The organism is Pseudomonas sp. Mb7 (assembly GCF_054790525.1).
Map to the genome: position 1 here is coordinate 1,255,688 of NZ_CP186501.1, position 19,052 is coordinate 1,274,739.

Consider the following 19,052-nt stretch of genomic DNA (forward strand, 5'->3'; position numbering starts at 1 on the left):
CGACTGAGACACCGCTATCGCGAGCAGGCTCACTCCTACAAGGGGGAAATCAGCGCGGCAGGGAGTTAGGCCTTGCTGATGATATTCCCGGCATGCAGCCCGCATTCTTTCTGCGTCGCTTCTTCCCACCACCAGCGGCCTTCGCGCTCGTGCTGATTCGGCAGGACAGGGCGGGTGCACGGTTCGCAGCCGATACTGATAAAGCCGCGCTCATGCAGGCTGTTGTACGGCAACTCGAGCATGCGGATGTAACCCCAGATCTCTTCGCTGGTCATCTGCGCCAACGGGTTGAACTTGTACAGGGTGCGCTCGGGGGTGGAGAACGCAGTATCGATTTCCATCACGGCTACAGCACTGCGGGTGCCCGGGCTCTGGTCGCGGCGCTGGCCGGTGGCCCAGGCTTTGACGGTGGACAATTTGCGGCGCAGCGGCTCGATCTTGCGGATACCGCAGCATTCGCCGTGACCGTCCTTGTAGAAGCTGAACAGGCCTTTTTCCTTCACGAACGGTTCGAGTTTCGTGTAGTCCGGCGACACCAGTTCGATGTCGATCTTGTAGTGCTCGCGCACCTGATCGATGAAGCGGTAGGTCTCCGGGTGCAGACGGCCGGTGTCGAGGCTGAACACCTTGACGTTCTTGTTGAGCTTCCAGGCCATGTCCACCAGCACCACATCCTCGGCGCCGCTGAAAGATATCCACAAGTCATCGCCGAACTCGGCGAACGCGAGTTTGAGGATGTCTTGCGCGGATTTGTTGGCATAGGTCGTGGCGAGTTCCACGACGTCGAACGTTGCACTCATCAGGGCGGCTTCCTACAGGTCGGTGGCGCTGGGCGCTCTATATGGCGCTGATGGTAACAAAAAGCTGCACGGCTCGGGGGCGTGCTGTGCGTTGCGCGTCTGCATGTGAGTCGCTAGAGTTCGGCCTCGCTCGACTCAAATAATCAATACAAACGGGAGTGTCTTGTGGAAATTGCTTGCCTGGATCTTGAAGGGGTACTGGTGCCGGAAATCTGGATCGCCTTCGCTGAAAAAACCGGAATCGAATCCCTCAAGGCCACCACCCGGGACATTCCCGATTACGACGTGCTGATGAAGCAGCGCCTGCGCATCCTCGATGAGCACGGCTTGAAGCTGTCGGACATTCAGGAAGTGATCGCCACACTGAAGCCGCTGGACGGCGCTGTGGAGTTCGTCAACTGGCTGCGCGAGCGCTTTCAGGTGGTGATTCTGTCGGACACGTTCTACGAGTTCTCGCAGCCGTTGATGCGTCAACTGGGCTTCCCGACGTTGCTTTGCCATCGCCTGATTACTGACGAAACCGGGCGGGTGACCAGCTATCAGTTGCGCCAGAAAGATCCCAAGCGTCAGTCGGTGCTGGCGTTCAAGAGCCTGTATTACCGGGTGATTGCGGCGGGGGATTCGTATAACGATACGAGCATGCTGGGCGAGGCTGATGCGGGGATTCTGTTCCATGCGCCGGAGAATGTGATTCGCGAGTTTCCGCAGTTTCCCGCGGTGCACACCTTTGCCGAGTTGAAGCAGGAATTCCTCAAAGCTTCGAACAGAGAATTGAGTTTGTAATGAATACCCCTGTAGGAGCTGCCGAAGGCTGCGATCTTTTGATCTGGTTTTTCAGGATCAAGATCAAAAGATCGCAGCCTTCGGCAGCTCCTACAGGGGTTGTGTCATTCAGAGGTTCTGCAGGGTGTCGAGGAGGATTCTGACTTTGGTAATCGACTCCTGATACTCAGCCTGCCAATCCGAATCGGCAACAATTCCGCCACCGCCCCAGCAGCACACCTGCCCATCCTTGACCAACAAACTGCGAATCGCGATGGAACTGTCCATCTCGCCGCGCACGTCCAGATACAGCAACGACCCGCAATACAACCCACGTCGCGTCGGTTCCAGCTCATCGATGATCTGCATTGCGCGAATCTTCGGTGCGCCGGTAATCGAGCCACCGGGGAAACTGCCGGCAATCAAATCCAGTGCGTCACGATCATCCGCCAACTCACCGGTGACGCTACTGACCAAGTGATGCACGTTCGGATAGCTTTCCAGACTGAACAGCTCCGGCACCCGCACCGAACCGATGCGGCAGGTGCGCCCGAGATCGTTGCGCAGCAGGTCGACGATCATCAGGTTTTCTGCGCGATCCTTGGGGCTGGCCAGCAGTTCGGCGGCGTTCGCGGCATCTTCGGCCGGGGTCATGCCACGCGGACGGGTGCCTTTGATCGGTCGGGTTTCCACCTGACGGTCGCTGACTTTGACGAAGCGCTCTGGCGACAGGCTCAAAACGGCACCGCCATCAGGCAAGCTCTGGAAACCGGAAAACGGCGTCGGGCAGGCCTCGCGCAACGCGCAATAAGCCAGCCACGGATCGCCCTGACACGCAGCGCGGAAGCGCTGGGCGAAGTTGACCTGATAGCAGTCGCCGGCCTGGATATAATGCTGAATGCGTTCGAAGGCCTGACGATAATTGTCGGCGCAGAGGTCGGCGGTCATTGGCTGGTTCAGTTTGAACGGCGCCATCGATTCGACAAGCGGCTGGCTGAACAGCGCGATCAGCCGCTGTTTCTCGCTATCGATCACGGACGGGTGAAACACCAGTTGGCTGCTGGCCCTCTGGTGATCGCTGATCAGTGCCCAGTCGTACAGGCCAAAGCGGGCATCCGGCAATTGCAGATCATCCAGCGCCTGGCTCGGCAGGTTTTCCAGATGCCGACCGAAATCGTAGCTCAGGTAGCCGATCAAACCGCCGGCGAATGGCAGGTCGAAACCTGTTGGTAAATCAGCCTCGCCCAGACGGGTCAGATTATCCCGCAGGCGTTGCAGGAAAACTCCGCCGCTTTCGTCGGGCAACACCGCCAGATGTTCCAGCGGCCAGGCGCTGAGCAGGTCATAACGGCCACGGTCGGCACTTGGCCGGCCGCTGTCGAGCAGCACGGCGCCGGGCGCGTTGCGGATGGCCGCGAAGTAGTCGGCGGGATTGGCGCGGTAGGGCAGTGGGTGTACAGAACAGGTCAACATGGGCGGGGCAGATCGGCCGTTGAGGCGGGGTGGGGATTGTAGTCCTCTCCGATGCCAGATCAAAGTCAAAAGCCTCCCCCTCACCCCAACCCTCTCCCCCAGGGGGGCGAGGGGGAAAGGGAGCAGATCTTCATGCTTTTCAAGATCCGAGTTCGGCTCGATATCTCAAGCTGGCGAGGGAAAGGGAGCCGATCATCATGCTTTGATCGTTCCCACGCTCTGCGTGGTAACGCCGCCATGGACGCTCTGCGTCCACTGTGACGCGGAGCGTCACGGGATGCATTCCCAAGCAGAGCGTGGGAACGATCATCGGGGGAGATCAGCCCTCGATGGCTGGAATATGCCCAAACATCTCCTGAGTAAACGCCACCCGCTCTTCAACCGATTCAGTCACCCCACGCGCCTTCAACTCTTCCAGTCGCGCTTCCACCGCATGGGTACGCAACGTCAGCCCACAGTCGTTAGCAATCTGAATATTCAGCCCCGGCCGCGCATTCAGCTCCAGAATCAGCGGGCCTTTTTCCTGATCGAGCACCATATCAACACCGATATAGCCCAACCCGCACAGCTCATAGCAGCCGGCGGCGAGTTTCATGAAACCGTCCCAGTAGGGCAGTTGCACGCCGTCCACCGCGTTGGTGGTGTCGGGGTGTTTGGTGATGATGTTGTTCAGCCAGGTGCCGCGCAACGTCAGACCCGTGGCCAGGTCAACACCGACACCGATGGCGCCCTGATGCAGGTTGGCCTTGCCGCCGGACTGCCGGGTTGGCAGACGCAGCATCGCCATCACTGGATAACCCATCAAGACGATGATGCGGATGTCCGGCACGCCTTCGTAGCTGATGCTTTTGAAGATCTGATCCGGGGTCACGCGGTATTCGATCAGCGCGCGATCACGGTGGCCGCCCAGCGAATACAGGCCAGTGAGGATGCTCGAGATGTGATGCTCAAGCTCTTCATGGGCAAGGATCTTGCCCGACACCGTGCGATAGCGGCCCTCGAAACGGTCGGCAATCACGATGATGCCGTCACCGCCAGCGCCTTGGGCCGGTTTGATCACAAAGTCGTTGCGCCCGCCGATGATCTGGTCGAGTTTGTCGATTTCCTTCTCGGTGGAGATCACGCCGTACAGCTCCGGCACGTGAATGCCGGCCTCGATGGCGCGTTCCTTGGTGATGATCTTGTCATCGACAATCGGGTACAGGCTGCGCTTGTTGTACTTGAGCACGTAGTCGGCGTTACGCCGATTGATGCCCATGATGCCCCGCGCTTCCAGGGCCTTCCAGGTCTTCCAGAAACCGAACATCAGGCGTCAGCCTTCTTCAGGAAAGCCTTGAAGCGCACCAGCTCGGTCAGGCGGTAGCCGCGATAACGACCCATCGCCAACATGAAGCCGACCAGAATCAGCAGGATCGCCGGGAAGGTGAACACGAAGTAGACCAGCTCTGGAACGGTCATGATCAGGTGCGCGAGTGACGCCGCGAACAGTGTGCCGATCGCGACTTTCATCGCATGGCTGGCACCGCGTTCTTCCCAGGTGATCGACAGGCGTTCGATGGTCATGGTCAGAATCACCATCGGGAACAGCGCCACCGACAGCCCGCGTTCCAGACCGAGCTTATGGCTGAACAGGCTGATCGCTGCGATCAGCACCACAACAAAGGTCAGCACCACCGAGAGTCGCGGCAGCATTTGCAGCTTCAGGTGTTCCAGATACGAACGTAATGACAAGCCCAGCGCGGTGATCACGGTAAACAAAAGAATGCCGAAGCCCAGTTGCGTTTCGCGGAAGGCGAGGGCGATCAGCACCGGGGTGAACGTGCCGAGTGTCTGCAGGCCGATCAGGTTGCGCAGAATCAGGATCACCAGCACGCCGATCGGGATCATCACCATGATCATGAACGTCTGCTGAGTCTGCAGCGGCAAGCCGTACAGCGAGTATTCGAGGAAGTTGGCGTCGGTGTTTTCGTCGGTCAGCTTGGCCAGACGAATCGCGTTCATCTCGCTGTTGTTCAGGCTGAAGGTCACGTTGGCTTTTTTGCCGCCATCGACGGTGATCAGGTTTTCATCGCCGGTCCACCACAGCAGGCGGTCGGTCGGCAGGCCTTGCTCACCGGTTTCCGGGTTGAAGTACAGCCAGTCGTTGCCGTTGAAGCTGCGCAGCCACAGTTCCGGGGTTTGCGGCTGGTCGGCGACGAGGCGGATGGTGTGGACTTTTTCCACCGGCACGTGGGCGATGGACAGCAGCAGTTCGACGATTTTGGCTTTGTGCGGCGTCGACGGATCGCCGGCCAGCAGCAATTTCACGTTGTCATCGTTGACGTTGTTGACGCGTTTGATCGCCTCGCCAATAAAGGTTTCGACGTCGGCCGAGTGCTGACGGATCGGCGCGAGCAGGGCTTCGGCGGCGATTTTCTCAGGGCCTTCGATGGCGATGCTGTCGCGGAAGGTCGGGCCTTTGATCTTGGATTTTTCGGCGGTGTAACGCTTGGTCAGCACCAGACGGTAATAAAGGGTCTGGTTGCCCTTGGCCCGGCGCGCCGACCAGGTAACCTTGCGGTTGCCGTCGACGCGGTTGACGGCGACACCGTAGTTATTGGAGATAAAACTCTCGTTGAGGCTGACGTAATCGCGGCTCAACGGCGGCACGAACATCTGGATCTTCACCGGATCCTTGGTGCTGGCGACGAACTCGACCTTGGCGTCGATGTTCCACAAGTCGTCGGTGGCGTCTTCGGTCACCGGGATGCCGAGCACGAAAATCTGATAGGCCGTAACCGAAACGCCCAGGAGCACCAGAATGGTGATCAGGATTTTCAGGTGGAAGGTTAGAGAACGCATGGAAATTACTCGGCGGTATGAGCGGCGATGGTGCAGGCGGGTTTGCCGGCAGCGTATTTAAGGCTTGGATCGACCAGCGCATCAAAGCGTTTCAGCGCTTCGGAGCCAATCAAAAGCGGGTATTGGAACGCACTTCGGTCGGTCAGGTTCACTTCGATGCTGCGCATCGCCGTGCCCATGCAGATATCCAGCTCGATCACCGGACGGGCGGTGTACTTCTTGCCTTCCTCCGGGTCGTAATCGCCGGCGCGGCGCTTGATCTTGCTGACCCGCGCCAGCGGCCGCTCGATCGGGTGTGAATGCGCAGCGTCGATGGCCAGGTAGAAACGTACCCAGGACTCACCGTTGCGTTTAAAGCGTTTGATGTCGCGGGCACTCAGCGATGCGGTTTTCGCACCGGTGTCGAGTTTGGCCGCAACTTCCAGATTGATGCCGTCAAGCGAAGCGTATTCGTTGAGGCCGTACACGGTTTTTTCCCCCGCGGCGGCGAGGCCGGGCAGGCAAAACAGGGCAAAGAATGTGGGAAAAGGCTTGAGTCTCATAAATCCTGGTGCGCAGCGTTCCGTTTTCGGTTCAGGTCCTTGGCAAAACTTGCGCAAGGCCCTTCGTGTGCCTATCAGCTTTTTATGACAAGCCGTACAAATGGCCAGCAAATGCGGGCGGCATTCTAGCACGGTGGGTTTATGGCGCCAGCGCCGGCACCGGTCTATAACCCTTGGGATTCCCTGTGGGAGCGAGCCTGCTCGCGAAGGCGGTGCGTCATCCCAAGCAGATGCTGACTGACACTACGCTTTCGCGAGCAGGCTCGCTCCCACAGGGGTTAATCGACCAATGGAAGATTGCCTACGGTTATTAGACGATTGTCGACAATACCTATTTATCCTTTGACTGATGCGGGCGAATTGGCTAGTTTTTGCCGCATTGGATTTAAAGGTGTCGACAATCATGCTGGATCAACTCGATCCCCCAGTCATCAGCGGCGACGATTCCGAGACGCTCTCGGAAAACGTCTTCCGGCGCATTCAAGCGGCTATCGTCAAAGGCGAGATCGCCCCGGGCAGCAAAATCTCCGAGCCGGAACTGGCGCGCACCTACGGCATCAGCCGTGGGCCGTTGCGTGAGGCGATTCATCGTCTGGAAGGCCAGCGCCTGCTGGTGCGCGTACCGCACGTTGGTGCGCGGGTGGTGTCGCTCAGTCATGCCGAATTGCTCGAACTCTACGAAATTCGCGAATCCCTCGAAGGCATGGCCTGTCGTCTCGCAGCCGAGCGCATGAGCGTCGAAGAAATCGACGAGCTGCGCCGGGTTCTGGAAACCCACGAGCGCGACGCGGCGTTTCAGGCTGGCGTTGGCTATTACCAGCAGGAAGGCGATTTCGACTTTCACTACCGGATCATCCAGGGCAGCGGCAACCGCACGCTGACGCAGATGCTCTGCGGCGAGCTGTATCAATTGGTGCGCATGTACCGCATCCAGTTTTCCACCACGCCGAACCGCCCGCGTCAGGCCTTCGCCGAACACCACCGGATTCTCGATGCCATCGCCGACCGTGACGGCGAACTCGCGGAATTGTTGATGCGCCGTCACATCGGGGCCTCGAAACGCAACATCGCCCGTCATTACCAGGACGGCGCCCACAATAAGACAGCCACTGAACGAGGTGAGTCATGAGTTCCAACCTGAACACTCCAGGCCAGCGTTTCCGCGATGCGGTCGCCAGCGAGCATCCATTGCAAGTGGTCGGCGCGATCAACGCCAACCACGCGCTGCTGGCCAAACGTGCCGGTTTCAAGGCGATCTACCTGTCCGGTGGCGGCGTGGCCGCAGGTTCCCTCGGCGTGCCGGATCTGGGCATCACCGGTCTGGACGACGTGCTGACAGACGTTCGGCGCATCACCGACGTCTGCGATCTGCCGCTGCTGGTCGATGTGGACACCGGTTTCGGCTCCTCGGCGTTCAATGTGGCGCGCACGGTCAAGTCGATGATCAAGTTCGGCGCGGCGGCGATTCACATCGAGGACCAGGTTGGCGCTAAGCGTTGTGGCCACCGTCCTAATAAAGAGATCGTCAGCCAGCAGGAAATGGTTGATCGCATCAAGGCTGCAGTGGATGCGCGCACCGATGACAGCTTTGTGATCATGGCGCGTACCGATGCGCTGGCGGTGGAAGGTCTGGAGTCGGCACTCGATCGCGCAGCGGCATGCATCGAGGCCGGCGCCGACATGATCTTCCCGGAAGCCATCACTGAACTGGAAATGTACAAGCTGTTCGCCAACCGCGTAAAAGCGCCGATCCTGGCCAATATCACCGAGTTCGGCGCGACGCCGCTGTACACCACCGAGCAACTGGCTGGCGCCGATGTGTCGCTGGTGCTGTATCCGCTCTCGGCGTTCCGCGCGATGAACAAGGCAGCGGAAAACGTCTACACCGCCATTCGCCGCGACGGCACGCAGCAGAATGTCATCGACACCATGCATACTCGCATGGAGCTTTACGATCGCATCGACTACCACACCTTCGAGCAGAAGCTCGATGCGTTGTTTGCCGCCAAGAAATAAAGATCAAAAGATCGCAGCCTGCGGCAACTCCTACACAGATCCCTGTAGGAGCTGTCGAGTGCAACGAGGCTGCGATCTTTTCGCCACACTCCCTAACAAATTCAAGATTGGAGAACACAATGGCCGAAGCAAAAGTACTCAGTGGTGCCGGGCTCCGTGGCCAGGTTGCCGGGCAAACCGCACTGTCCACCGTGGGCCAGGCCGGTGCCGGGCTGACCTATCGCGGCTACGACGTGCGCGAACTCGCTGCCGATGCGCAATTTGAAGAAGTCGCGTACCTGCTGCTCTACGGCGAGCTGCCGACGAAGGCGCAACTCGACGAATACCAAGGCAAACTGAGCAAGCTGCGCGACCTGCCGCAAGCGCTGAAAGAAGTGCTTGAACGCATCCCCGCCGACGCCCACCCGATGGACGTGATGCGCACCGGTTGCTCGTTCCTTGGCAACCTCGAGCCGGAGCAAGACTTCTCCGAGCAGCGCGACAAGACTGACCGCTTGCTGGCCGCGTTCCCGGCGATCATGTGCTACTGGTATCGCTTCAGCCACGACGGCAAACGCATCAACTGCGTCAGTGACGAGCCGACTATCGGCGGTCACTTCCTGCACCTGCTGCACGACAAGAAGCCAAGCGAACTGCACGTCAAAGTGATGAACGTTTCGCTGATCCTCTACGCCGAACACGAATTCAACGCCTCGACCTTCACCGCGCGCGTTTGCGCTTCGACCCTGTCTGATCTTTATTCCTGCGTGACCGCCGCCATCGGTTCGCTGCGTGGCCCGTTGCACGGTGGCGCCAACGAAGCGGCGATGGAAATGATCGAGCGCTTCTCGTCGCCGGAAGAGGCGATCAAGGGCACTCTCGGCATGCTCGAGCGCAAGGACAAGATCATGGGCTTCGGCCACGCGATCTATAAGGACAGCGATCCGCGCAACGAGGTGATCAAGGGCTGGTCGAAAAAACTCGCAGACGAGGTCGGCGACAAGGTGTTGTTCGCGGTTTCCGAAGCCATCGACAAGACCATGTGGGAGCAGAAAAAACTGTTCCCCAACGCCGATTTCTACCATGCCTCGGCGTACCACTTCATGGGCATTCCGACCAAGCTGTTCACGCCGATCTTTGTCTGCTCGCGCCTGACCGGCTGGGCCGCGCACGTGTTCGAACAGCGTGCCAACAACCGCATCATTCGTCCAAGCGCCGAGTATGTCGGCGTTGAACAGCGCAAGTTCGTGCCAATCGAACGTCGCTGAAATGGTGAGCTGACCCGATCCCGAAAGCCACCGCAAACCCTGTAGGAGTGAGCCTGCTCGCGATGACGGACTGACATTCAACATTGATGTCGACTGATCTACCGCTATCGCGAGCAGGCTCACTCCTACAAGGGACGGTGTGAATCTTGAGTCTGGCGTCTGCCCACCCTTTGAAACTACCGTGACCCGAGTCCTGACCCGATGAACACAGAATTCCGTAAAACCCTGCCCGGCAGCCCTCTGGATTATTTCGACGCCCGTGCGGCGGTCGAAGCGATTCAGCCCGGCAGTTACGACACCCTGCCGTACACCTCCCGCGTGCTGGCGGAAAACCTCGTGCGTCGCTGCGACCCGGCCACGCTCACAGACTCCCTCAAGCAACTGATCGAACGCAAACGCGACCTCGACTTCCCGTGGTTTCCGGCCCGTGTGGTCTGCCACGACATTCTCGGCCAGACCGCGCTGGTCGATCTCGCCGGCCTGCGCGACGCGATCGCCTTGCAGGGCGGCGACCCGGCGCAGGTCAACCCGGTGGTGCCGACGCAATTGATCGTCGACCACTCGCTGGCGGTGGAGGCGGGCGGTTTCGACAAGCAGGCGTTCGAGAAGAACCGCGCCATCGAAGACCGTCGCAACGAAGACCGTTTCCACTTCATCAACTGGACCAAAAAAGCCTTCAAGAACGTTGATGTGATCCCGCCGGGCAACGGCATCATGCACCAGATCAACCTGGAGAAAATGTCTCCAGTGATCCAGGTGCGTGAAGGCGTGGCGTTCCCCGACACTTGCGTCGGCACCGACAGCCACACCCCGCACGTTGATGCCTTGGGCGTGATTGCCATTGGTGTCGGCGGCCTCGAAGCCGAGAGCGTGATGCTCGGTCGCGCGTCGTGGATGCGTCTGCCGGAAAGCGTCGGCGTCGAACTGACCGGCAAGCTGCAACCGGGCATCACCGCCACCGACATGGTGCTGGCGCTGACCGAATACCTGCGCAAACAGAAAGTCGTCGGCGCCTGGCTGGAGTTCTTCGGCGAAGGTGCGGCGGCGCTGACCCTCGGCGATCGCGCAACCATCTCCAACATGGCCCCGGAATATGGCGCCACGGCGGCGATGTTCTACATAGACCAGCAAACCATCGATTACCTGAAACTCACTGGCCGCGAAGATCAGCAAGTGCAGTTGGTCGAGCAATACGCCAGGCTTACCGGACTGTGGGCCGACAGCCTGAAAGGCGCGCAATACGAGCGCGGCCTGACTTTCGATTTGTCGTCGGTGGTGCGCAACATGGCCGGTCCGAGCAATCCGCACGCGCGCGTTGCGGTGGCGGATCTGGCGGCCAAAGGCATCTCCGGGCAGTGGGAGGACGTGCCCGGGCAAATGCCCGACGGCGCGGTGATCATCGCCGCCATCACCAGTTGCACCAACACCAGCAACCCGCGCAACGTGATTGCCGCCGGACTGCTGGCGCGCAACGCCAACAAGCTTGGCCTGACCCGCAAGCCGTGGGTGAAATCCTCGCTGGCGCCGGGTTCGAAAACCGTGGCGCTGTACCTCGACGAAGCAGGGCTGACCACTGAACTGGAGCAGCTCGGTTTCGGCGTCGTCGCCTTCGCTTGCACCACCTGCAATGGCATGTCCGGCGCGCTCGATCCAGTGATCCAGCAAGAGATCATCGACCGCGATCTGTATGCCACCGCCGTGCTCTCGGGCAACCGCAACTTCGACGGCCGCATCCACCCGTACGCCAAGCAAGCGTTCCTCGCTTCGCCGCCGCTGGTGGTGGCTTACGCCATTGCCGGGACCATCCGTTTCGATATCGAGAAGGATGTCTTGGGCGTGGTCGACGGCAAGGAAATCCGCCTGAAGGACATCTGGCCGAGCGACGAAGAAGTCGACGCCGTGGTGAAATCTTCGGTCAAGCCTGAGCAGTTCCGTCAGGTCTACATTCCGATGTTCGCTGTCCATGAAGACACCGGTCCGAAAGTCACGCCGCTGTACGACTGGCGCGAAATGAGCACCTACATTCGCCGTCCACCGTACTGGGAAGGTGCGCTGGCCGGCGCACGTCCGCTTAAGGGCATGCGCCCGCTGGCGGTGCTGCCGGACAACATCACCACCGATCACCTGTCGCCATCCAACGCGATCATGCTCGACAGCGCCGCCGGCGAATACCTGGCGAAAATGGGCCTGCCGGAAGAGGACTTCAACTCGTACGCAACCCACCGTGGCGACCACTTGACCGCACAGCGCGCGACGTTCGCCAACCCGAAACTGTTCAATGAAATGGTCGTGGAAAACGGCAAGGTCAAACAGGGTTCGCTGGCGCGCGTCGAGCCGGAAGGCAAGGTCATGCGCATGTGGGAAGCCATCGAAACCTACATGGAGCGCAAGCAGCCGCTGATCATCATTGCCGGCGCCGATTACGGACAGGGTTCGTCCCGCGACTGGGCGGCGAAAGGCGTGCGTCTGGCCGGTGTCGAGGCGATTGCCGCAGAAGGTTTCGAGCGCATTCACCGCACCAACCTGGTGGGCATGGGCGTGTTGCCGCTGGAGTTCAAGCCGGGTACTGACCGTCACACCCTGGCCATCGACGGCAGCGAAACCTACGACGTGGTCGGCGAGCGCAAACCGCGTGCGGACCTGACGCTGGTGATCCATCGCAAGAACGGCGAGCGCGTTGACGTGCCGGTGACCTGCCGTCTGGATACCGCTGAAGAAGTGTCGATCTATGAGGCTGGCGGCGTGTTGCAGCGCTTCGCTCAGGACTTCCTCGAAGAGTCGGCGGTTGCCGTTTAAATCAACTGATGCGGGCATGGGATTTTAAGTCCCATGCTTTCGGTAAGGAGCAATATGGCTCACGCACCACAGATTAAAATCCCTGCGACCTACATGCGCGGCGGCACCAGCAAAGGCGTGTTTTTCAGTCTCAAGGATTTGCCCGAAGCGGCACAGATTCCCGGCCCGACCCGCGACGCTTTGCTGCTGCGCGTGATCGGCAGCCCCGACCCGTACGACAAGCAAATCGACGGCATGGGCGGCGCGACTTCGAGCACCAGCAAAACCGTGATCCTGTCGAAAAGCATCAAGGCTGATCACGACGTCGATTATCTGTTCGGTCAGGTCTCCATCGACAAGCCGTTCGTGGACTGGAGCGGCAATTGCGGCAACCTCTCGGCAGCGGTCGGTTCGTTCGCCATCAGCAACGGTCTGGTCGACGCCAGCCGCATTCCGCACAACGGTGTTGCGGTGGTGCGTGTGTGGCAGGCCAACATCGGCAAAACCATTATTGCCCACGTGCCGATCACCAACGGCGAAGTGCAGGAAACCGGTGATTTCGAACTCGACGGCGTGACCTTTCCGGCGGCCGAAGTGCAGGTTGAATTCATGGATCCGGCGGCGGAAGAAGAGGGTGGCGGTGGCTCGATGTTTCCTACCGGCAACCTGGTCGATGAGCTGGAAGTGCCGGGTGTTGGCACGTTCAAGGCGACCATGATCAATGCTGGCATCCCGACGATTTTCGTCAATGCTGAAGACATTGGTTACACCGGGACCGAGTTGCAAGGTGCGATCAACAGCGATCCGCAAGCACTGCAGATGTTCGAGACGATTCGGGCTTATGGCGCGTTGCGCATGGGTCTGATATCGAATCTCGATGAAGCGGCCAAACGTCAGCACACGCCGAAAGTCGCGTTTGTCGCCAAGCCTGCTGATTACGTGGCGTCGAGTGGTAAAGCGGTCGGCGCCGGTGATGTGGATTTGCTGGTGCGCGCCTTGTCGATGGGCAAGTTGCATCACGCGATGATGGGCACGGCGGCCGTGGCCATCGGCACCGCTGCAGCAATCTCCGGCACCCTGGTAAACCTCGCGGCCGGTGGCGTTGAACGTAATGCCGTGCGCTTCGGGCATCCGTCCGGGACGTTGCGCGTTGGCGCTGAAGCCAGTCTGGAAAACGGCGAGTGGATCGTCAAAAAAGCCATCATGAGCCGTAGCGCGCGTGTCCTGATGGAGGGTTACGTGCGCATTCCCGGAGATTCGTTCTGATCCAAGAGCTTTACCCTCACCCCAGCCCTCTCCCGGAGGGAGAGGGGGCCGACCGAGGTGTCTGGGGTTGTACATCGACCTGAAAGACCGAGTCGATTATGGATTCAGCGCAGATCGCTCACGTCGGTGAACCTCTACAGCATCCCCCAATCGGTTCCCTCTCCCTCGGGAGAGGGCTAGGGTGAGGGGCCACTCACTGAAGAAACCCAAAACAAGCAGGCACCCCAGACCTGCAATCAACCAGACCAAACCCGCCAAGCCCCGAGGAAGACCGCACCCACTCATCATTCCCGCACAGGAGTACCGCAATGAGCGCCAACGTCGACCTGAACAACCGCCCCGACTACGATCATGTCCTGCAGGACATCGCCGATTACGTCCTCACCTTCAAAGTCACCTCCGCCGAAGCCCTCGACACCGCCCGCAACTGCCTTATGGACACGCTGGGCTGCGGCCTGCTGGCGTTGCGCTTTCCCGAATGCACCAAGCATCTGGGCCCGATCGTCGAAGGCACCGTCGTCCCGTTCGGCGCACGCGTTCCCGGCACCTCCTATCGCCTCGACCCGGTCAAGGCCGCCTGGGACATCGGCTGCATCGTCCGCTGGCTCGACTACAACGACACCTGGCTCGCCGCTGAGTGGGGGCATCCGTCTGACAACCTCGGCGGAATTCTTGCGGTGGCTGATCACCTCTCGCAAAAACGTCTGGCCAACGGTGAGTCACCGCTGACGATTCGCGATGTGCTGGAAGCGATGATCATGGCCCATGAGATTCAAGGTGTGATCGCCCTGGAAAACTCCTTCAATCGTGTAGGACTCGACCACGTCATTCTGGTGAAAGTCGCTTCAACCGCCGTTACCGCCAAACTCATGGGTGCCAATCGCGAGCAATTGCTGTCGGCGTTGTCCCATGCATTCGCCGATGGTCAGGCGCTGCGCACTTATCGCCATGCACCGAATGCCGGTTCACGAAAATCCTGGGCAGCGGGGGATGCGTCGAGTCGTGGTGTGCGCCTGGCCGACATCGCCATGCGCGGCGAAATGGGCATTCCCGGGGTTCTGACGGCAAAGCAGTGGGGCTTTTATGACGTGCTGTTCAGCCACACCAACAGCGATCTGGCGCTGAAACCGGAGAATAAACGCGCCTTCAGTTTCTCGCGCTCGTTCGGCAGTTACGTGATGGAAAACGTGCTGTTCAAGATCAGCTTCCCCGCCGAATTCCACGCGCAAACCGCCTGTGAAGCGGCGGTGACGTTGCATCCGCAAGTGCGCAATCGTCTGCATGAAATCGACCGCATCGTCATCACCACCCACGAATCGGCGATTCGCATCATTTCCAAGGTCGGGCCGCTGGCCAACGCTGCCGACCGCGACCACTGCATCCAGTACATGACCGCCGTGCCGCTGGCGTTTGGCAATCTGGTCGCCGAGCAGTACGAAGATGATTTCCACAAGGCGCACCCGATCATCGATGTGCTGCGCGAAAAAATGGTCATCGTTGAAGAGCCACGTTTCACCCGCGAGTATCTCGAGGCCGACAAACGTTCGATCGCCAACGCCGTACAAGTGTTTTTCAAGGATGGCAGCAGCACCGAAAACGTCGTGGTGGAATACCCGATCGGTCATCGTCGCCGCCGTGTCGAGGGCATTCCATTGCTGGAAGACAAGTTCAAGGCCAACCTGGCCACACGTTTCACCGGCCAGCGTAGCGGTGAGATCTTGGCGTTGTGCAAAGACCGGACGCAGCTGGAGTCCACCCCGGTAAACCGTTTCGTCGACCTGTTCGTGATCTGACGATCGAACTCACTGAATGAAACCAACCCATGTAGGAGCTGCCGCAGGCCGCGATCTTTTGACTTTGATTGTAAAAAAACAAGATCAAAAAATCGCAGCCTGCGGCAGCTCCTACATGGACGATTTGCGCCACCTTTCGATAGGCAATTTGGTGAGCGCAAAACCACTCAGCAAAACCGCCGAATAGATCATCAACTCCTCGGACAGGGTTTGTCCCTCGTACCAGGCGCCGATGATCACGGCGAACACCGGGAAAATGATAAACACGAACGACAGAATGATCGGGCTCAAGCGTTTAAGCAGTAAAAAGTAAACGATGAATCCGCCGACCGAGGCCACCAGCCCGAGATACAGCAGGGCGCCCCACGAGCGTGCTGTCACCTGCGCAAACGCCGGTGTTTCGATGTTCAATCCGACAATAAATAACATCCCCCCGGCAATGCCGATCGGCAGTGTGTTGTAGGTGATCACGCTGATCGCGCTGCCATGTTTTTTCGTCACCACGTAACACAGCGCATGCATCACCGCTGCGCACAGAATCGCCAACACGCCAAGCCACTCCGCCTGATCCAGATGCAGACCCTGACTGCGAATAATCATCAACAGACTGCCAAAGCCGATGGCGATGCCGAGCATCTGCGAGGGGTAGATTTTCTCGCGCAGAAACAACGCGGAAAACAACAGGATAAACACCGGCATGCAACTGAACAGCAGCGCTGTCAGGCCTGACGACACGTGCATCTCGCCATAGTTGAGCAAGTAGTAAGGCAGGCTGAAATACGACAGCGTGACGAACACAAAGAACCAGCGGCTTTGTCGGGGAAACAACAGCGGTTCCTTGCGCAACAGCGCGAAGCTCAGGAACAGCGGAAAAGCAATCAGAAAACGCAGCCCGGCGGCCGTCAGCGGCGGCACGCTTTCCACCGCAATCTTGATCCCCAGCCACGTCGTGCCCCAACTCAGACAGACGATCAGAAACAGCGTGCTGGTGATCAATCCGGCGAGCCAGGGTTTGCTGATGTGCATCGGTGTGCTGACGGCTGTCGACATGTGGCGTACTCCGAACGGTGGAATTGACCTGATCGCGAAAACGGTCTATTTCTGATTGAACCTGTTTTCAGCACGCTATTCGGGGCAAGAATGACTGTCAAAGTAAGTATTGCCATGGTGTCAATCCTCCGTGATGGTCTCGCCAATGGCGTGGGCGTGAAGTACAAACGCCTGGCGAATGCCGTCGCGCAGGCCATCGATGAAGGCATTATCGATGCCGGTAGCAAACTGCCGCCGCACCGGTTGTTGGCCGACAGTCTCGGAGTGACCATCGGTACGATCAGCCGTGCCTACGGCGAATTGGAGCGCGTGGGGTTGGTCGTCGCCCGCGTCGGAGATGGCACTTATGTGTGTCAGCGCGGGATAGAACGGCCGCAGGACAAAGGCTTTCGTAATGTCAGCGATGAGCCGTCAGCCTGTTTCGATATGAGCCGCAATCAGCCGATTCCCGCACAGGAAGCGGCGTTCATGAGCCAGAGTCTGCAGGAACTGGCCAGCGATCCTCGGGTGCTGCAACAGTTGACCGGGTACACCGCTGAAGCCGGGTTGGCGCGGCATCGTGTGGCGGGGGCGGTGTGGTTGCAGCATGCGGCTTATGTCCCGCATGCCGATCAGGTGTTGTGCGTCAACGGTGGCCAGCATGGTCTGCTGTGTACGTTGATGGGCTTGCTCAAGGTCGGCGACACCGTTGTGACCGAGCATTTGTCCTACCCGGGATTGATCGGCGTCGCACGCCAGCTCGGGATAAAACTCATTGGCGCGGCAATGGATGACGAAGGACTTTTACCGTCGGCGCTGGAGGACATTTGTCGTCAGCATCGTGTTTCAGCGCTGTATTGCACCCCGACGATCCAGAATCCTACGGCCGCTGTGATGTCGATCCCACGGCGCGAGGCGATTGCCGACCTCTGTCGTCAACACAATCTGCTGATTATCGAAGACGAGGCCCATGCCGTTCTGGATCGCCAACGCCCGTTACCGCTGAGCTATTTTGCGCCGGAGCGATCGGTGTTGATCGGCAGCCTGAGCAAGGCTGTTTCGGCGGGGCTGCGCGTCGGTTATCTGCATGCGCCGCAAGCCTTGATCGGGCGTTTGAGTGCCGCCATCCGCGCAACATGCTGGATGGCCAATCCGTTATCGATGGAAGTCGCGAGTCTGTGGATTGAGAGCGGCATGGCCGAGCGTTTACTGGACGAGCAGATCAGCGAGATCACTCGGCGCAAGACCTTGGTGGCGCCTGTTCTGCAGGGTTTGAACTACAAGACTCACCCTTACAGTCCGCACTTCTGGGTGGAGGTGCCTGAGCTGTGGCGGGCTTCACAGATTGCGGCGGAGTTGAAGGAGAACAACTATCTGGTGGCCACCGCTGAGGCGTTTGCGGTGGGGCATGCAGCGGTGCCGCAATTTATTCGGGTGAGTGTGTGTAATGCGGTGGGGGATGATCGCTTGTTGCTGGCAGGTTTTGAAGCTCTGGCCAAGGCATTAACAGACACCGTGTAATCGTTCTTCGCGAGCAGGCTCGCTCCCACATTCGACCGCATTTCAACGGGATAAACGCGATCAAACTGTGGGAGCGAGCCTGCTCGCGAAAGCGTCAGCCCAGACACCACAAATCTACTTGAACCGCCGCTCCACACCTTTCTCGACCAGAATCTTCGCCGAAATCTCTTCCACCGAAAAATGCGTGGAGTTGATGTGCGGGATGTTCTCGCGGCGGAACAGATTCTCTACTTCACGCACTTCGAATTCGCACTGCGCGTAGCTCGAATAACGGCTGTTGGGCTTGCGCTCGTTGCGAATCGCGGTGAGGCGGTCGGGGTCGATGGTCAGGCCGAACAGCTTGTGCTGATGAGCGCGCAGGGCCGTCGGCAGGGTCAGGCGTTCCATGTCGTCTTCGGTCAGCGGATAGTTGGCCGCGCGAATGCCGAACTGCATGGCCATGTACAGACACGTCGGCGTTTTGCCGCATCGCGACACGCCCACTAGTATCAAATCGGCTTTGTCGTAATAGTGCGTGCGCGCGCCGTCGTCGTTGTCGAGGGCAAAGTTAACCGCCTCGATACGCTCCATGTAATTGGAGTTGTGCCCGATCGAGTGCGACTTGCCCACGGTATAGGAGGAATGCTCGGTCAGTTCCTGCTCCAGCGGGGCAAGGAAGGTCGAGAAAATGTCGATCATGAAACCATTGGACGTTGCGAGAATCTCACGGATGTCCTGATTGACGATGGTGTCGAAGATGATCGGGCGAAAGCCGTCGGTTTCAGCGGCTTTGTTGATTTGTTGTACCATGGCCCGCGCTTTCTCAACGCTGTCGATGTACGGTCGCGTGAATTTGCTGAAGGTAATGTTTTCGAACTGCGCCAGAAGGCTTTGACCCAGGGTTTCGGCAGTGATGCCGGTGCCATCGGAGATGAAGAAAGCAGATCGTTTCATTTGCACCTTGGGCCTTAAGCTAGTCATCAATCTTGGATATGATAGGCGCGATTT

Annotated in this window: 15 protein-coding genes; 8 read left to right on the forward strand and 7 right to left on the reverse strand. The window is 59.2% G+C overall.

Annotated features, from left to right (window positions below):
- Positions 1–65 precede the first annotated feature (65 nt).
- A complete protein-coding gene (locus ACOYXH_RS05835) occupies positions 66–800 on the reverse strand; it encodes a phosphoadenylyl-sulfate reductase (protein WP_093431738.1) in 735 nt (244 codons plus the stop codon).
- Positions 801–965: 165 nt separating this feature from the next.
- On the opposite strand from ACOYXH_RS05835, the gene thrH reads away from it, so the two are divergent.
- The gene (thrH, locus tag ACOYXH_RS05840) at positions 966–1,583 is read left to right on the forward strand and encodes a bifunctional phosphoserine phosphatase/homoserine phosphotransferase ThrH (protein WP_258709490.1); all 618 of its coding nucleotides are present in this window, start codon (positions 966–968) and stop codon (positions 1,581–1,583) included.
- A gap of 108 nt (positions 1,584–1,691) precedes the next feature.
- Here thrH and pabB read toward each other — a convergent pair whose 3' ends face one another.
- From pabB to rloA, 4 genes are all read right to left on the reverse strand, one after another.
- Positions 1,692–3,035: an aminodeoxychorismate synthase component I gene (gene pabB / locus ACOYXH_RS05845; protein WP_460410368.1), complete on the reverse strand. Its 1,344-nt coding sequence runs from the start codon at positions 3,033–3,035 to the stop codon at positions 1,692–1,694.
- A 319-nt stretch (positions 3,036–3,354) separates the two neighbouring features.
- On the reverse strand, positions 3,355–4,341 hold the full coding sequence (locus ACOYXH_RS05850; protein WP_460410369.1) for an alpha-L-glutamate ligase-like protein: 987 nt from the start codon (positions 4,339–4,341) through the stop codon (positions 3,355–3,357).
- Positions 4,341–5,876, reverse strand: coding sequence for an osmotic stress tolerance membrane protein RloB (rloB, locus tag ACOYXH_RS05855; RefSeq protein WP_093431750.1), 1,536 nt, complete (start codon positions 5,874–5,876; stop codon positions 4,341–4,343). The genes ACOYXH_RS05850 and rloB overlap by 1 nt, the downstream gene beginning before the upstream one ends.
- 5 nt (positions 5,877–5,881) lie before the next feature.
- Positions 5,882–6,418: a retropepsin-like aspartic peptidase RloA gene (gene rloA, locus ACOYXH_RS05860; RefSeq protein ID WP_053116866.1), complete on the reverse strand. Its 537-nt coding sequence runs from the start codon at positions 6,416–6,418 to the stop codon at positions 5,882–5,884.
- A gap of 406 nt (positions 6,419–6,824) precedes the next feature.
- Between rloA and ACOYXH_RS05865 the strand changes: the two genes are divergently transcribed.
- The 6 genes from ACOYXH_RS05865 (at position 6,825) to prpD (ending at position 15,515) form a co-directional block, all read left to right on the forward strand.
- The gene (locus ACOYXH_RS05865; RefSeq protein ID WP_172828118.1) at positions 6,825–7,547 is read left to right on the forward strand and encodes a GntR family transcriptional regulator; all 723 of its coding nucleotides are present in this window, start codon (positions 6,825–6,827) and stop codon (positions 7,545–7,547) included.
- On the forward strand, positions 7,544–8,434 hold the full coding sequence (gene prpB, locus ACOYXH_RS05870) for a methylisocitrate lyase (RefSeq protein WP_460410370.1): 891 nt from the start codon (positions 7,544–7,546) through the stop codon (positions 8,432–8,434). The genes ACOYXH_RS05865 and prpB overlap by 4 nt, the downstream gene beginning before the upstream one ends.
- Positions 8,435–8,553: 119 nt before the next feature.
- Positions 8,554–9,681 (forward strand): bifunctional 2-methylcitrate synthase/citrate synthase, encoded by a 1,128-nt coding sequence (gene prpC, locus ACOYXH_RS05875; RefSeq protein ID WP_220558379.1) that lies wholly within the window; start codon positions 8,554–8,556, stop codon positions 9,679–9,681.
- Positions 9,682–9,882: 201 nt separating this feature from the next.
- Positions 9,883–12,477: a Fe/S-dependent 2-methylisocitrate dehydratase AcnD gene (acnD, locus tag ACOYXH_RS05880; RefSeq protein ID WP_220558380.1), complete on the forward strand. Its 2,595-nt coding sequence runs from the start codon at positions 9,883–9,885 to the stop codon at positions 12,475–12,477.
- Positions 12,478–12,531: 54 nt separating this feature from the next.
- Positions 12,532–13,722 carry a 2-methylaconitate cis-trans isomerase PrpF gene (gene prpF / locus ACOYXH_RS05885; protein WP_220558381.1) on the forward strand — a complete coding sequence of 397 codons (1,191 nt, stop codon included), beginning with the start codon at positions 12,532–12,534 and terminating at the stop codon, positions 13,720–13,722.
- A gap of 308 nt (positions 13,723–14,030) precedes the next feature.
- Positions 14,031–15,515 (forward strand): 2-methylcitrate dehydratase, encoded by a 1,485-nt coding sequence (gene prpD / locus ACOYXH_RS05890; protein ID WP_460410371.1) that lies wholly within the window; start codon positions 14,031–14,033, stop codon positions 15,513–15,515.
- Between the two features lie 111 nt (positions 15,516–15,626).
- Here the strand turns inward: prpD and ACOYXH_RS05895 are convergent, their stop codons facing one another.
- A complete protein-coding gene (locus ACOYXH_RS05895) occupies positions 15,627–16,541 on the reverse strand; it encodes a DMT family transporter (RefSeq protein ID WP_460410859.1) in 915 nt (304 codons plus the stop codon).
- Between the two features lie 114 nt (positions 16,542–16,655).
- Here ACOYXH_RS05895 and ACOYXH_RS05900 point away from each other — a divergent pair, with 114 nt between their 5' ends.
- Entirely contained in the window at positions 16,656–18,065 is a 1,410-nt protein-coding gene (locus ACOYXH_RS05900) for an aminotransferase-like domain-containing protein (RefSeq protein WP_220558383.1), read from the forward strand.
- Positions 18,066–18,179: 114 nt separating this feature from the next.
- On the opposite strand, the gene ppsR is transcribed toward ACOYXH_RS05900, so the two are convergent.
- A complete protein-coding gene (gene ppsR / locus ACOYXH_RS05905; protein WP_016773826.1) occupies positions 18,180–18,998 on the reverse strand; it encodes a posphoenolpyruvate synthetase regulatory kinase/phosphorylase PpsR in 819 nt (272 codons plus the stop codon).
- Positions 18,999–19,052 lie beyond the last annotated feature (54 nt).

Coding starts and splice junctions, on each gene's coding strand:
- ACOYXH_RS05835 (WP_093431738.1), bottom strand. CDS start 800: ATGAGTGCAACGTTCGACGTCGTGGAACTCGCCACGACCTATGCCAAC.
- pabB (WP_460410368.1), bottom strand. CDS start 3,035: ATGTTGACCTGTTCTGTACACCCACTGCCCTACCGCGCCAATCCCGCC.
- ACOYXH_RS05850 (WP_460410369.1), bottom strand. CDS start 4,341: ATGTTCGGTTTCTGGAAGACCTGGAAGGCCCTGGAAGCGCGGGGCATC.
- rloB (WP_093431750.1), bottom strand. CDS start 5,876: ATGCGTTCTCTAACCTTCCACCTGAAAATCCTGATCACCATTCTGGTG.
- rloA (WP_053116866.1), bottom strand. CDS start 6,418: ATGAGACTCAAGCCTTTTCCCACATTCTTTGCCCTGTTTTGCCTGCCC.
- prpB (WP_460410370.1), top strand. CDS start 7,544: ATGAGTTCCAACCTGAACACTCCAGGCCAGCGTTTCCGCGATGCGGTC.
- prpC (WP_220558379.1), top strand. CDS start 8,554: ATGGCCGAAGCAAAAGTACTCAGTGGTGCCGGGCTCCGTGGCCAGGTT.
- acnD (WP_220558380.1), top strand. CDS start 9,883: ATGAACACAGAATTCCGTAAAACCCTGCCCGGCAGCCCTCTGGATTAT.
- prpF (WP_220558381.1), top strand. CDS start 12,532: ATGGCTCACGCACCACAGATTAAAATCCCTGCGACCTACATGCGCGGC.
- prpD (WP_460410371.1), top strand. CDS start 14,031: ATGAGCGCCAACGTCGACCTGAACAACCGCCCCGACTACGATCATGTC.
- ACOYXH_RS05895 (WP_460410859.1), bottom strand. CDS start 16,541: ATGCACATCAGCAAACCCTGGCTCGCCGGATTGATCACCAGCACGCTG.
- ACOYXH_RS05900 (WP_220558383.1), top strand. CDS start 16,656: ATGACTGTCAAAGTAAGTATTGCCATGGTGTCAATCCTCCGTGATGGT.
- ppsR (WP_016773826.1), bottom strand. CDS start 18,998: ATGAAACGATCTGCTTTCTTCATCTCCGATGGCACCGGCATCACTGCC.